Origin of the sequence: Desulfovibrio psychrotolerans (assembly GCF_013340305.1) — a bacterium.
Lineage (GTDB): Bacteria > Desulfobacterota > Desulfovibrionia > Desulfovibrionales > Desulfovibrionaceae > Halodesulfovibrio > Halodesulfovibrio psychrotolerans.
Genome location: NZ_BLVP01000001.1, coordinates 89,268 through 103,543 on the forward strand (window position 1 = coordinate 89,268; position 14,276 = coordinate 103,543).

General features: G+C 57.0%; 14 protein-coding genes. 3 read left to right on the top strand and 11 right to left on the bottom strand.

Annotated features, from left to right (window positions below; genetic code table 11):
- Window positions 1-242: 242 nt before the first annotated feature.
- The 3 genes from modB to HUV26_RS00365 are packed head-to-tail and all read left to right on the top strand — an operon-like array spanning window position 243 to window position 2,515.
- Entirely contained in the window at window positions 243-905 is a 663-nt protein-coding gene (modB, locus tag HUV26_RS00355) for a molybdate ABC transporter permease subunit (RefSeq protein WP_174408117.1), read from the top strand.
- 21 nt (window positions 906-926) lie between these two features.
- Window positions 927-1,673 (top strand): molybdate ABC transporter substrate-binding protein, encoded by a 747-nt coding sequence (modA, locus tag HUV26_RS00360; RefSeq protein ID WP_174408118.1) that lies wholly within the window; start codon window positions 927-929, stop codon window positions 1,671-1,673.
- 59 nt (window positions 1,674-1,732) lie between these two features.
- The gene (locus HUV26_RS00365) at window positions 1,733-2,515 is read left to right on the top strand and encodes an ABC transporter ATP-binding protein (RefSeq protein WP_174408119.1); all 783 of its coding nucleotides are present in this window, start codon (window positions 1,733-1,735) and stop codon (window positions 2,513-2,515) included.
- Window positions 2,516-2,590: 75 nt separating this feature from the next.
- Here the strand turns inward: HUV26_RS00365 and dapA are convergent, their stop codons facing one another.
- The 11 genes from dapA to mnmG form a co-directional block, all read right to left on the bottom strand.
- Entirely contained in the window at window positions 2,591-3,469 is an 879-nt protein-coding gene (gene dapA, locus HUV26_RS00370) for a 4-hydroxy-tetrahydrodipicolinate synthase (RefSeq protein ID WP_174408120.1), read from the bottom strand.
- Between the two features lie 73 nt (window positions 3,470-3,542).
- Window positions 3,543-4,388, bottom strand: a complete 846-nt coding sequence (dapF, locus tag HUV26_RS00375; RefSeq protein WP_243451194.1) for a diaminopimelate epimerase — start codon at window positions 4,386-4,388, stop codon at window positions 3,543-3,545.
- Between the two features lie 60 nt (window positions 4,389-4,448).
- Window positions 4,449-5,366: a UshA-like (seleno)protein family 2 gene (locus tag HUV26_RS00380; RefSeq protein WP_420705185.1), complete on the bottom strand. Its 918-nt coding sequence runs from the start codon at window positions 5,364-5,366 to the stop codon at window positions 4,449-4,451.
- Window positions 5,359-5,634, bottom strand: a complete 276-nt coding sequence (locus tag HUV26_RS00385) for an HU family DNA-binding protein (RefSeq protein WP_174408122.1) — start codon at window positions 5,632-5,634, stop codon at window positions 5,359-5,361. Before HUV26_RS00385 ends, HUV26_RS00380 begins: the two co-directional genes overlap by 8 nt.
- A gap of 118 nt (window positions 5,635-5,752) precedes the next feature.
- The gene (locus HUV26_RS00390; RefSeq protein WP_174408123.1) at window positions 5,753-6,571 is read right to left on the bottom strand and encodes a MinD/ParA family protein; all 819 of its coding nucleotides are present in this window, start codon (window positions 6,569-6,571) and stop codon (window positions 5,753-5,755) included.
- 15 nt (window positions 6,572-6,586) lie between these two features.
- Window positions 6,587-7,459 (bottom strand): GGDEF domain-containing protein, encoded by an 873-nt coding sequence (locus tag HUV26_RS00395; protein WP_174408124.1) that lies wholly within the window; start codon window positions 7,457-7,459, stop codon window positions 6,587-6,589.
- Window positions 7,446-8,556, bottom strand: a protein-coding gene (gene prfB / locus HUV26_RS00400; RefSeq protein WP_174408125.1) for a peptide chain release factor 2 whose coding sequence is annotated in 2 segments (ribosomal slippage) — window positions 7,446-8,480 and window positions 8,482-8,556 — 1,110 coding nt in all. Because the reading frame shifts where the segments join, the coding sequence is not laid out codon by codon here. The genes HUV26_RS00395 and prfB overlap by 14 nt, the downstream gene beginning before the upstream one ends.
- 9 nt (window positions 8,557-8,565) lie before the next feature.
- Window positions 8,566-10,092 carry an apolipoprotein N-acyltransferase gene (gene lnt, locus HUV26_RS00405; RefSeq protein ID WP_174408126.1) on the bottom strand — a complete coding sequence of 509 codons (1,527 nt, stop codon included), beginning with the start codon at window positions 10,090-10,092 and terminating at the stop codon, window positions 8,566-8,568.
- Between the two features lie 84 nt (window positions 10,093-10,176).
- A complete protein-coding gene (locus HUV26_RS00410) occupies window positions 10,177-10,995 on the bottom strand; it encodes a hemolysin family protein (RefSeq protein ID WP_174408127.1) in 819 nt (272 codons plus the stop codon).
- A gap of 115 nt (window positions 10,996-11,110) precedes the next feature.
- Window positions 11,111-12,172: a PilZ domain-containing protein gene (locus HUV26_RS00415; protein WP_174408128.1), complete on the bottom strand. Its 1,062-nt coding sequence runs from the start codon at window positions 12,170-12,172 to the stop codon at window positions 11,111-11,113.
- Between the two features lie 140 nt (window positions 12,173-12,312).
- A complete protein-coding gene (mnmG, locus tag HUV26_RS00420) occupies window positions 12,313-14,220 on the bottom strand; it encodes a tRNA uridine-5-carboxymethylaminomethyl(34) synthesis enzyme MnmG (protein WP_174408129.1) in 1,908 nt (635 codons plus the stop codon).
- Between the last annotated feature and the right edge of the window lie 56 nt (window positions 14,221-14,276).

Sequence of the window (14,276 nt, forward strand, 5' to 3'; positions counted from 1 at the left end):
GCTTTCACCTGCGGGCGTGCTGTGCCAGTATGCACTGCATTATCTGCAAGGATAGGGAGCAGCCACGCCTGACGGTGGGTTGCTGTGACGACAGGCACGGCAACCGGGAGAAGGGGATGGGATGCAGGAATATTTGTTCAGCATGGATGGAGTATGGCTTTGTTATGGCATGAGTTGCGTGTTGCTGTGCGGAATGATTGCAGAAATGGCGGCGAGGTGCTGTCCGGCACGATGGAGGCGGGATGACCGGTGAGATATGGGTTCCCTTGCTGCTGACGTTGAAGGTGGCATTTTGTGCAACGGGAATAGCCTGCGTGACAGGGGTGGTTGCTGCCTACTGTCTGGGAAAGCGGGCGTTTCCCGGCAGGGACTGGATAGATGCCGCGTGCACCCTGCCGTTGGTGCTGCCCCCCACCGTGCTGGGATATTATCTGATTGTCTTCATAGGTCGGAATGGGCTGTTGGGAGCATGGCTGGACAGAACCTTCGGCATTACACTCATGTTTACATTGCAGGGGGCGATTATCGCCGCTGCCGTGGTCTCCTTTCCCATGGTTTTCAAATCAGCACGAGCCGCACTGGAGGGGGTGCCGCAGAATTATCTGAATGCCGCACGGATAGCGGGAGCAGGTGAGTGGGAGATTTTTTTGCGCATCACGCTGCCGCTGGCTTTCAGAGGGATTCTGGCAGGAACCATGCTGGCGTTTGCCCGGGCTATGGGGGAGTTTGGCGCAACGCTCATGGTGGCGGGGAATCTGCCCGGACGCACCCAGACCCTTTCCCTTGCTGTGTACAGCGCAGTTCAGGCCGGCAACGACACGCTCGCCAACACGCTTGTAATAATAGTTTCAGTGGTTTGTGTTGTTCTATTGGTGATAACCGGGAAACTGCTTTCCCCAAAATGAGGCACTAGGAAGGGATATCTGATGAAACGAATTCTGATGGCCATTATGTGCGTGCTTCTTCTGAACATTCCGCTCCATGCGGCGGAACTTACTGTTTCCGCTGCAGCCAGCCTGACGGACGCCTTTGGAAAGCTGGAAACCATGTATGAAGAGAAGCATCCCGGTCTGGATGTGGTGATGAACTTTGCCGCCTCCGGCCCGCTTTATAAGCAGATAGAGCAGGGAGCCCCGGTGGATGTCTTTGTTTCCGCCAACACAAAATGGATGAATACCGCCGTGGAGGCCGGGTTTGTGAACCGGGAGGATGTTTCCGTTCTGCTGACAAACGCGCTGGTGCTTGCCGTTCCTGCCGGGAATAAAGCCAAGGTGACCGACATGGCGAGCCTGACTTCTGATTCTGTAAAGCTGGTGGCAGTGGGCACGCCGGAAACCGTGCCTGCGGGTGAATATGCCAAGACGGCCATTGTTAACTCTGATCTGTGGGATACGCTGGCCCCCAAGCTCGTTTACGGTGAGTCTGTACGACAGGTGCTGGACTATCTTGTGCGCGGAGAGGTGGACGCCGGGTTTGTGTATGCCTCTGACGCCATTAAAGGCGGAGCAGCGGTAGAGGTTGCTTCGGAAATTGCGCTGGATGAACCTGCAGAGTATCCGATGGCCGCTCTCAAGGGTTCTGCCCATCCGGAAGAGGCAAAACGGTTCACGGTGTTTCTGCAGAGCGAAGAAGCCAAGGCGGTGCTGCGCTCTTTCGGGTTCTCTGCTCCGTAACGGGCAATGGTGCATATCACACGTTCACATTGGCTGGTTGACCTGTTTTTGGAGTAGGCATGCAATTCGACATTGATATTCGAAAAACAGTTGGCGCACGGCGATTGCCGTTGTGGAAAGAGCTTATGGGCAAATCTGAGGCACGCCGCTTTACACTGAACACGCGGATTGTCTCAGATGTGCGCCATCTTGTGCTTGCCGGGCCTTCCGGTTCCGGGAAGTCTCTCACATTGCAGGCGGTAGCGGGCTTGCTGACTCCCGACTCCGGGCGGATTGCACTGGGGGGCCGGGTGTATTTTGACTCTGCAGCCGGAATCAACATTCCGCCCCGTCAGCGCCGCGTGGGGTATGTGTTTCAGGATTACGCACTGTTTCCGCATTATACGGTGCGGCAGAATGTGGCCTTTGGCCTTTCCCGCTGGACATGGCGCCTTGGCAGGGAACAGGCACGTATACTGGATGAGACGCTGGATGTGTTCGGCATCCGGTGCCTTGCAGAATCGCGCCCCGATGAATTGTCCGGCGGTCAGCGCCAGCGTGTTGCGCTGGCGCGTGCCCTTGTTGGCCGTCCTGACATGCTGTTGCTGGATGAGCCGTTCTCTGCACTTGATCAGCCTTTGCGCATCCGTATGCGCAACGAACTGGCAAGGATTTTGGAACACTTTGCCATCCCCATGATTCTGGTGACGCATGATGTGGACGAAGCGGAGTATTTTGCCCAGACCGTAGTGGTGTATTCCGGCGGCACCGTGCACGATGTGTTGTGTGCGGAGACTCTGGCCCGGCAGGGGGATTCTGTCTCCCGGACAGTTGGGGATGTTCTGCGGTCCGTGTACGTATAGACCCTGAAGCATTAAGAAAAATGCCCGCCGGAACGGACTTCCGGCGGGCATTTGATGTTATGGCCGCTCCAGAGACTAGATGATGCCCTTGGACTTGAGACAGGCCTGCAACGCTTTTTCGCTGGATTCGGCCAGCGGAACCATGGGCAGGCGCAGTTCCAGCGAGATTTTGCCCATCATGGAAAGCGAGGTTTTGACCGGAATGGGATTTGTTTCAATGAACATGGCTCTGCACAGGCCCTGCATGTCAAAATGCAGCCTGCGGGCCTCGTCCAGATTTCCTTCCGCAAAGGCTTTGCACAGGCCTGCCATGCGGTCCGGAATGATGTTGGAAACAACGGAGATGACACCGCACCCGCCGAGAGAAAGCAGCGGGAGCACCGTGAAGTCGTCTCCGGAAACCACCTGAAAGTCCGGGCCGCACTGTTCCAGAATGTCGGATACCTGCGCCAGATTTCCCGTAGCCTCTTTCACGCCCTTGACCTGCGGAACGTCTTTTTTCAGGCGCGCAAGGGTGCAGGGCAGCATGTTGGTGCCGGTGCGTCCGGGGACGTTGTAGAGGATGAACGGCAGGGAAACCTCTTCGGCTATGGCCTTGAAATGCTGGTACAGCCCTTCCTGGGTGGGTTTGTTGTAGTAGGGCGTGATCAGCAGGGCACCATCGGCCCCGGCTTCCTTGGCAAAGCGGGTAAGGTCGATGGCTTCTTTGGTATTATTGGAACCGGCACCGGCAAGCACAGGCACGCGTTTATTGGCCTGCTCCACGCAGATGCGTATGACCTCTCGGTGCTCCTCATGGGAGAGGGTGGCCGATTCTCCCGTGGTGCCGCAGGGCACAAGACCGTTAATTCCATTTTCGATCTGCCACTCCACCAGTTCCCTGTAGCGTTCCTCATCCACGGCACCGTTTCTGAACGGTGTTACCAGTGCCGTAAACGCACCCCTGAATTGCATAAAAAGCCTCCTCTTCGCTCGGTCTCTCGGTGCGTCCGCCCTGCGTAAACGCGGGCGAGCGGGCCGTATGTTCTTAGGGCAGGGTCAGGCCCAGTGCTGCCAGATACATTTCGCCGGAATAGACGTTCAGTGCCTTGCCTTTGAGGAAGACGCAGCCATCTTCAAGGGAAATGCCCAATATCTCTCCGCCGGAGCTGCGCACGTTTACTTCCGGACCGGTCAGTCCCAGCGCGTGCGTAACTACTACTCCGGCTGCTGCTCCGGTGCCGCAGGCGTAGGTTTCATCCTCCACGCCGCGCTCGTAGGTGCGCAGATGGATATTTCCTTTGTCATGCACCGTGACGAAGTTTGCGTTGGTTCCGGCAGGAGCAAACAGAGGATGGTAACGGACATGCGCCCCCAGTTTTTTCACATCCAGCGAACCTGCGTTTTCATGCAGGTATACCGCGTGCGGAACGCCGGTGTTCACGAAGTGAATTTCATCCGGCTTGCCGTCCATATCTATGGACTTGTGGAGTTCCAGCCCTTTGGGTGGGGTGAGCTGCACCTTTACTTCGCAGTTTCGGGCATCTACCTCTGCGCGGATGGGACCGGCATCGGATCCGAAGGTGTGCACAGGACCGGCAAAGCCGAGCTTCACCGCCAGCAGTCCGGCGCAACGGGAAGCATTACCGCACATTTCAGCCCGGGAGCCATCGGCATTGTAAAAGTGCCAGCGGTAGTCCACGGAGGTATCCGGTGCCTCTTCCAGAAAGACCAGCCCGTCCGCACCCACGCCGAAAGAACGGCGGCAAACCTTGCGTGCCCATTCCGGCATGTCGGAAACCGGCAGTTTGAGCTGCCTGTTGTCTATGAAAACGAAATCGTTGCCGCAACCCTGCATTTTATGGATGGCAACAGATTCTGAAATTGCGCTCACCGCTTTTGCTCCTTGCGCTCTGTGCGATATAGTGCCCGTATTCTTCGCAAGCCGTGGTTTTTATTGTTGCCCGGCCAGCAGTTCGGTTGTCTGCGGGTCGGGCCGTATTCCTTCATCGAGCAGGACAACGGGGAAGCGAACGTTGTCATCCTCGACCCAAGCCCAGTCCGGTCTGTCCGATTGACGGGAGGGCCATTCCATAAGTTCCAGAACGGCGAGAGCCATGCCCTTGCCGTATCCGCGGGCCCAGAGAACTGTGCCCTTGGTATCCATATTGCCCCGCATGCCCTGTCCTTCACCGCCGCCGAGGATGACATCGTAATACCCTGAGGCTGCGGGGAGGAACGTTCTTTCTGCCTTTGTGCCCCACGGGCTTACGCCTATGATCAGGTCACATTGGTCGCGCAGGCGTTGGGCCAGTGCGAGCAGTTCATTTTCCTGTTCCGGGTTGCCCGCAAAGGCAGCGGGGAACAGGACAACGCCTATGGTTTTGCCCTGCACAACACTCTGCTGCACAACAGGGGTTTGGTCAACGGGGTGAAACCCGTTAGGCGGTTCCGCTCCGTGTGCCTGAAACCAGTCGCGTGCCGCCGGTTCAAGCCAGCCTGCCGCCACAGCCATGCGACTGTAAATGGTGGCAAGGGTGCCAGCATCATCCCTATGCAGCGGTGCGCCATCAGGCAGGGTGAATTCACCCGGCCCGCCGATGATAAGCAACGGTCCGTCCTGACGGTATACATCCAGCACGCCGACCCTCCGGGCCAGCCCTCCGAGCGTTTTGCGTCCTCAGGAGGGGCAGGGATGTACCTCGCCATGCGTATTGGCAAAAAACACAATGCGCAGAACGGGAGTGTTCTGCGCGCTGTGTGCGTCTGCCGCCCCGGCTGTTCTTAGCGGCGCAAGCGTGGTCGCAAGACAGAGAAGGCAGGCGAAATACGCCATGCGGTCAAGACCGCAACAACGGAAAAAACTATTCATTGAGATATTCTTTGAGTTCCTTGCCAGCCCGGAAGAAGGGCAGTTGCTTGGGCTTGACCTTGACGATTTCGCCGGTCTTTGGATTGCGGCCGGTGTAGCCGCCGTAGTCCTTGAGCTTGAAGCTGCCGAAACCGCGGATTTCCACACGGTCGCCGCTGGCAAGGGCATTTTTCATGCTGTCCACGAAGATGTTGACCACGGTTGTCGCCTCTTCGATGGAGATGCCGTTCTGGTCTGACAAGGTTTTGATGAGTTCGCTTTTGTTCATTGCCTACTCCGGGCAGATGCGGGCATGGAGACATGCGCTATGGTTAGAAATCAAAAAGAAAAACCAACTTCGCTCGGGCAATGGGAGTATGTAATAAATCAACCTGATATTCAAGATGTTATTCAAAATTAGGTTGTGTCTCTGAGGCGAACGGACCGGCAGAGATAACCGCCTGCATGGAGGTGCGCAGCCGCTGCAGCTTTACAGCCAGTGCGAACAGGTCATGAGCAGCAGGGGAGGAGGGGGCCATTTTGAGCAGGGGCTTTTGTCTGCGGACGGATTCCGGAACCATTTTGTCTGCACGGATGCCACCCAGCAGGACGGGAGTGATGCCGAGAAATTTGTCGCAGGCGGCGGCAAGACGCTTGAACGTGACTTCTTCTTCGTGCCGGTCTTCTACCTGATTGACGATGATGTGGAAGTCTCGCACGCCGTGCTGCGTTGCCAGTACCTTGATGAGGGCGTAGCTGTCTGTGAGCGAGGTGGGTTCCGGAGTGACGATTACAAGCCGCACATGGGCCATGGAGGCAAATTCCAGTACCGTGGGGTTGATGCCCGCGCCAAGGTCCATGAACAGGTAGTCGTATCGGGAGAACAGGGGCGAGAGTTTGCGGAACAGCATTTCGCGCAGATCCGCATCCATTTCCACCAGTTCGGGAACGCCCGAGGCGGCGGGGAGGAAGTCGAATCCGCCGGGTTCCACCTGCACGGCAATGAGGGCGGGATCCATGTCTGTATCCAGAAGCTTCTGCATGTCGTATTCAGGGGTTACGCCCAGCAGTACATCAAGGTTGGCCAAGCCCAGATCGCAATCCATAAGCAGCAGGGGAAAACCGCCGCGGAACATGCAATACCCCAGATTGAGGGCAATGTTGGATTTGCCTACGCCGCCTTTGCCGCTGAGAACGCATACACTGAGAGTTCTGTTGCTGGTCATGCTGTCACCGCAGAGTTATTCCGTGCCGGAAAAGAGAAATTGTTTTTCATTGGAATGGACCATGGTGGAGCGGTCGAATGATGCTTCCTGCTGGCGGGCCACATGAACGCGGTTTTTGCCATGAGCTTTGGCTTCATAAAGCGCCATGTCCGCAAGCTCCAGCAGCTTGTTGGAAGATATGAGAGATTTGCTCCGGATACAGGACACGCCACAGGAGAAGGTGCAATGGAAAGGAGGCGACGGCGGGCAGAGGAAGCTGCGGGTTCTGAACGCTTCCAGCATGCGCTCGACCAGCGCTTTGGCGCTCAGCGCGGCGGCACCGGGCAGGATGAGGGCGAATTCCTCGCCGCCGATGCGGGCGGCCACATCGTAAGCACGGATGTTTTCACGCATGACCTGTGCGAGTACGCGCAGTACCTCGTCGCCGCAGGCGTGCCCGTAGGTGTCGTTAACTTGTTTGAAGTCGTCTATGTCCAGAACGGCAATGCTCACCTGACCGTTGCTGCGTTCCACCCGCTCCATTTCCATGCGCATGTGGCGGGTGAAGGCGCGACGGTTGGCTAGTCCGGTAAGGGCGTCGTGCTCGGTCTGATGCGTAAGTTCTTCCAGTGCCTTCTGCAGTCTGAGCAGATTGGCGCAGGATGTTGCATCAAGCCCCAGCGCCATCCAGTCTCCCAGCCCATGGGCTGCGGCCAGTTCATCCCACTTCTCGCCGGTTAATCCGGGAACGATGCGCGTTATGGCCACCAGAGTCTGCTGAGAACAGTTTTCGTCCTTCAATTCTGCCGCATGGGAGACGAGAAGACGGCGCAGTTGCTCCAGTTCTCCGGAGAGGTCTTTCAGCTCGCCCTTTGTGGTGGGCGGTCCTTCATGGTTAGTTTTCCGCATGGAGGTAGAGGAGGAAATCTCGCAGGAATGTGTCTATCCTGCCGTTGAGCACGGCCTCGACATCCCCGATTTCCGTATTTGTCCGATGATCTTTGACCAATCGGTAGGGTTGAAGCGTATACGTGCGTATCTGACTGCCGAAGCTGATGTCCATTTTGTTCGCGTACTCTGCCTGCCGTTCATCCTGCCGTTTGCGCAGTTCCAGATCGTAGAGTCTGGCCTTGAGTATCTGCATGGCGGAGTCGCGGTTGGCGTGCTGTGATTTTTCGTTCTGGCATTGTGCCACAGTGCCCGTGGGAATGTGGGTTATGCGCACGGCGGAACTGGTGGTGTTTACGCTTTGCCCGCCGGGACCGCTGGAACGGAAGAAATCGATGCGCAGATCCGTTTCCTTCATGTCTATGGTGATATCATCGCCTGCATCGGGAATGACATCGACAGACGCGAAGGAGGTGTGTCTGCGGCCTGAGGAATCGAACGGAGAGATGCGGATGAGGCGATGGATGCCCCGTTCTCCCTTGAGAAGGCCGTAGGCATTGGCACCACGTATGCGCAGGGTGACGCTTTTTATGCCTGCTTCGTCACCGTCGAGAAAATCAAGATACTCCGCTTTGAAATCCTGTGCATCCGCCCAGCGGACATACATGCGCAGGAGCATCTGCGCCCAGTCCTGAGCTTCTGTTCCGCCGGCACCGGGGTGGATTTCCAGAATGGCGTCCTTGCCGTCTTCCGGTGCGGAAAGGAGCATGTTCATTTCTGTGACCTGAAGTAGCTCTTCCAGAGTGTCCGCCTGTGCGGACAGGGTTTCCAGAATTTCGGCGCTTTGGTCTTCTTCCGCGAGGGTGAGCCATTCGTCGAGGTCTTCACGCGCCTGACGCAGTGCGTCCAGACGGGCTATCTCGTTTTCGAGAGTGCTTTTTTCCCGAAGCACGGGGGTGAGTTTTTCCGGTTTGTCCCACGCGCCGGGGCTGGACAGCTGCTTTTCTATTTCATCCAGACGGCTCTTGCTTGATGCAAGGTCAAAGACGCCTCCACAAGGTGGAGAACTGTTCAGCCAGCGTTATGCTGCGGGTGCGGATATCGGCAAGGTGTAGCATATGGGGATGTTATCTTTTTCGACGGGTTGAATGTGGTCTGCCAAACGCGCCACGGGCAAGCAACAGGGCGCATGCACCCAGAACGGCGAGGTGCAGGTTCGGGTACATGCGATGGAAGGGCGTTGTGCCCTGCACCAGAGCGGCAGTGCCGTATACGGCCTCTGCCTTGAACAGTGCGCCACGGGTGAGGATTCTGCCTTTCGGGTCCACAATGGCGCTTATGCCTGTGTTCGTGCCCCGTACCAGATAGCGGCCTTGTTCCACAGCGCGCAGAACGGCCAGTTGCAGATGCTGTTCAGGGGCTGCCGTGTTGCCGAACCATGCGTCATTACTGATGTTTACAAGCAGATTGGCACCATCGCGCACCCTCTGCTGTGTAAGGTCAGTGAATATTGTTTCATAGCAGATGAGAACCCCCATGGCAAGGTTGCCATGAATGATGGGGTGTGTGGCAGAGCTGGTTTGGAAGTCGCCTGTACCTTCAAAAAATACATCAAGAAATGGAATGTGCATGCCAAAGGGGATGTACTCGCCGAAAGGCACTAAGTGTTCTTTATCATACCACCCGGAAAGGAAGCCGTCATTGCCCATGAGGTATGCCCTGTTCAGGGTATCCCACTGTCTGCCCTGCGTGCCGTTGGCGTAGGCGGGAGTGCCGACCAGCAGCGGGGTTTGCGTCTCAATGGTCAGTTCGCGCAGCATGGAAAGGTATTCCTGCTTTTCCTGCAGGTAGAAGGGCATGGACGTTTCCGGCCATATGACCAGATCGGAAGGATGCTTATCCAGCCCGGCGCGGGTCATGTCCACATATCTGTGGACAGTGCCGTTCTGGTAGGCAGGTGCCCATTTCTGCCCCTGATCGATGTTCCCCTGAACCATGAGAGTGCGCACCGGGGCAGTGGTGACAATGGGGGAATTCCACATATGCCATGACCACCCCGCGCACGCGGCCATGACGACGAGAGCGGCAAGAGCAGGGCGGGCGGACCTTGTGGAGTACGATTCAAACAGCAGGCATGCCACACCGGCAAGAACCCCGGAATAGACATAGGAGCCCAGAAAAGAAAGGGGCTGCAGCATTACAGGCCACGGAGCAAAAGCCGCCGCAAGGACAGCCCACGGAAAACCGGTGAACAGTGTGCCGCGGAGCAGTTCCAGCGTGCCCCACAGCAGCATGGCGAAAACGCCGAGCACGGTCGGGGAAAGCCGTTTGGCAACGCGGTGTATGAGCACGGTAAACAGGCCGCAATACAGGCTGAGATAGAAGGCCAGCAGGAGCGGCGCGGGCAGGGCGAGGGGCCATGGGATGCCAGCCTGCGTGTTCAGCGGGATTACTATCCAGTACAGGCAGGCGGCATAGCCAGCCGTGCCCGCCAGAAGCGCAGAGCGCAGGGCGCTTTGCCATGTGGGGGAGTTTTGAGCAATGTGGTACAGCGCCACGGGAAAGGCCATGGCGAACAGGGGAACCTGAATAAGGTCGTTCGCCATGCCGAGCCAGAGGCCAAGGGCAGCGATGGCCGTTGCGAATATGTGCATGATGGGCAGAGGAAAAGGCGTTTTTTGTAAAAGGTCAAGCGGCAAATGACATGCAGCCGGAGGAGTGTTTTGCGTGAAACACAATTATTCCTGTCGTTCCGCAAGGATAGACTGGATCTGCTTGGCGTTGGCATCCTGCACGCTGAAGCGGTAGCCTTCCAGCATGAATGATTCTCCGGCCTGAGGGACATGCCCTGCGAGTTCGCTCAGATATCCGCCGATGGTTTCCACCTGTTCCGATGCCAGCGAGATTCCGAGGGCAGGCTCGAGTTCTTCCAGCAGTGCCCGCCCGGAAAGGAGGTAGCTGGTATCGGTCAGCGGCTGGATGTCGTCTTCTTTAGGAAGATCGTATTCGTCATCGATGTCGCCCACGATGATTTCGAGTATGTCTTCTATTGTCACCACTCCGGAAGTGCCGCCGTATTCGTCTACCGCGATGGCAAAGTGCAGCTTGCGTACGCGGAATTCCTGCAGCAGGTCGCTCACCATCTTGGTTTCCGGAACAAAGAACGGTTTGCGCATGATGGTGCGCAGCGGGGTATCGTGGCGTGCCGGATCGTAAAGATATTGCAACAGATCTTTGGCATACGCTACGCCGATGATGTTGTCTCTGTTGCCTTCGAAGATGGGAATGCGGGAATGACCGGATTCGACAATGATCTTCACTACGTCTATGAGTGAAGAATCTATGGAGGCGCAGTGGATATCCGTGCGCGGCACCATGATTTCATCAACCTGCGTTTCATCCAGACTGAGCACGTTAAGGAGCATGGAGCCTTCTACGGCTTCCAGCTCACCGTCTTCACGCGCCTCCAGAATGGCTTTTTCTACGCTGTCTCCGGTTTTGTTGTGAAAAATGTTTGAGAACAGTGACCAGAGTCGACTGTCAGAGCCTCCGTCCAAAACCTGTCTCCTTGGTAATAGTTGTTGAAATGAGGTGCATGACGGCCACCTAGGATTGTGCGACAATATCCATCACTTTTATATGACGCAAGTGCAAATTGGGGTGAAGCTGCATTTATTCCAGCCCCTTCTCCCTGTAAAGCTCAAGATGCCTGCGCATGGCCCAGTTGCCTATTTCGTCCACCTCGTTGCTGCGCAGGGAGGGGCCCCAAACCAGTTCGGAATTGGAGCCTTCTTTCATCTCTGCCCGGTGCAGAAACTGCAAGCCGAGGTCCACGTCGCGGGTTTCGAAATCGGTATAGGGCAATTGCAGGCGGCACAGCAACCAGTGGCGCTGACGCTGGCCCGTTTCAGGCTCCCACAAATCCAGCAGGATGAAAAGCTTGTCACCAATATTGAACTCCAGCCCGGAGTCTTTGGCATCCTGTCGCTTGACGTGCAATTTTATGCCGCCTGCGGAAATATTTGAGAGCCGCACCTGAGCACGCTTGCCGGGAATGAAGCTAAGGAGTGGCTTGCCCCAGTTCTTGATATTCAAGTCGTGGTTGCCGTCGCCCAGCATGCGTTCTTTCCAGACTGCTATACCGAGGATGTATTGTTCCGGCGGGTCCACTCGCAAAGAAGCACGCTTTTGTTTCTGCTCAATCTTTTCAGGAATGGTGATGCTGATATGGCTTATTTCTGTGGTGACGGGGCGTATGCCTGCAATGGAAGAGGAAAACATGTAGTACATTTGATTGCGTTTTTCATCCTGCACCCGGAAGTAGCAATCTACCATGCGGCCCATCCAGCTTTTGCTGATATTTTTAAGCCCGGAACATTCCATGGTGATTACGCCGTTGCCCACATCAATTACTGTGCAGAAGGTGGAACGGCGTTTTTCTGTTTCCGAGTGGAATTGCACCTCAAACTTACTACGCTGGTCCATGGCAGACCTGATCGTAACTTCGATATCCGTGGGGGTGAGAATCCAGCCATGAGGGATGTAGACCGCATTGCGCTTGGCGCGCAGCCACATGAGGATAATGATGACCACAAGGATGGCTACGATGATCGCAAGCAACCCTATGACCTGCATGGAAAGCTGGTCCCGCATGGAGGATTGGGAAAAGCTGCGTCCTATCTCCGAGAAATAGTCGGTGGTTCTGTCCGCCGCCATGGGGGTGAGAAAATTCACGGTAGCAATATCATCCTTGCTGGGGAGTTACGAAAAAACGCCGTGTCCTGATGCAGAAGCATAAATCTGCCATGTATATATTGCCGTGCATACCGCAAATCCTGCAATGTGAAAAGCATTATGCCAGTGCCGGCATGGAGTTACCGTGACCGTTCCATTTTTTTCAGGTGTATTTCCAGGCAGGATATGGCTGCCGGAGTGATGCCTGAAATTCGGGAAGCCTGCCCGAGCGTGCGGGGGCGTACTGCACTGAGTTTTTCAACCGCTTCGCGGGTGAGTCCCGCGACATCGGCGTAGGGCAGGTCTTCTGGCAGCACCAGAGTCTCCGCACGGGAGAAACGCTCCACCAGTTCTTCCTGCCTGCGAAGGTACCCGGCATATTTTGTCACTGTTTCCGCTTCCTGCAAGGCATCATGCGGAAAATGTGCCAGATCGGGCCAGAACGGGGCCAGATCAGAGATGCGCAGGGCCGGGCGCCGCAGCAGATCGCCGAGGGAAATGGCCTTGGTGGGAGCGGGTTCGCCCATGGCTTCCAGCCGGGAGCGGGTTTCGGCATCGGGGGTGAGCCTGCGTTCCTCCAGTTCTGAGAGCAGCGTTTTTAGTGCCGTGTGCTTGGCGGTAAAACATGCCCATTGTTCATCTTTTACCAGCCCGATCTCGCGCCCCAGAGGGGTGAGGCGGCTGTCTGCGTTGCTTTCGCGCAGGAGCAGTCTGTGCTCTGCGCGGGATGTGAACATGCGGTAAGGCTCTTTGGTTCCCTTGGTTACCAGATCGTCCACCAGCACTGCCATGTATGCCGTATCGCGTCCGGGCAGAAAGGGAGAGTGTCCCGTAAGGGCGCTGGCGGCATTAAGCGCGGCCCACAGCCCCTGCGCGGCAGCTTCCTCATAGCCGGAGGTGCCGTTGACCTGACCAGCCATGTACAGACCGGGAAGGCATTTGGTTTCCAGCGTGGGCAGCAGCTGAACGGGGTTTGCGTAATCGTATTCTATGGCGTAGCCGGGGCGGACGATCTGCGCTTTTTCCAATCCGGGAATGGTGGCAATCATGGCTTTTTGGACGTCCAGCGGCAGGCTGGTAGGGATGCCGTTGGGGTAGCATTCCGGGCTGTTTGCCCCTTCCGGCTCCACGAAAATCTGGTGGCGTTCCTTTTCGGGAAAACGGGCCACCTTGTCTTCTATGGACGGGCAGTAGCGCGCGCCTGTTCCTTCTATAACGCCCGTGAACATGGGGGAGCGGTCGAACCCGGAGCGGATGGCGGCGTGGGTGCGTTCGTTGGTCCATGTCATATGGCAGGGCAGTTGCGGCATGCCCGTACCCGTGGAGCGGAAACTGAACAGCGGTGGCGGCGTGTCGCCCGGTTGAACCTCCATGACGGAAAAGTCAATGCTGTCTCTCAGCAGGCGTGGGGTGGTGCCTGTTTTGAGTCTTCCCAGCACAAGGCCCACCGATTCCAGCGAGGCGGAAAGGCCCATGGCGGCGGGATCACCCAGCCTGCCGCCGGAAAAACTGGTCATGCCTACGTGAATAAGGCCGCGCATGAAGGTGCCTGCCGTGACAATGACCGCGCGGGAGCGGAAGACCTGCTGCAGACGGGTGCGTACCCCGGCGCAGCGCTCCTTCTCCACGAGAATTTCCTCGGCGGTATCCTGAAAGACCCAGAGATGGTCCTGCGCGAAGATATCTCTTTTTACGGCCCTCATGTAGGCATCGCGATCTATCTGGGCGCGTGTGGCGTGAACGGCCGGGCCTTTGCTGGTGTTCAGGGTACGGAACTGAATGCCTGATTCATCGGCCCAGAGGCCCATCATGCCACCCAGGGCATCTATTTCGCGCACCATGTGGCCTTTGGCAAGGCCGCCTATGGCAGGGTTGCAGGAAAGCGCGCCGATGTGGTCTGCATTGACCGTGAGCAGGAGGGTATTCAGGCTCAGGCTGGAGGCGGCCATTGCGGCTTCGCAGCCCGCATGGCCCGCTCCGACGACGATGACGTCGAACGTGTCGGGCATGGCCTTGAGCGGGCGGGAAGAACTGGGGTGGCTGTGCATGATTTGGCTCAAATGCCCCGGAGCGGCTTTGGCACACTCCGGGGCGGATAGACAGG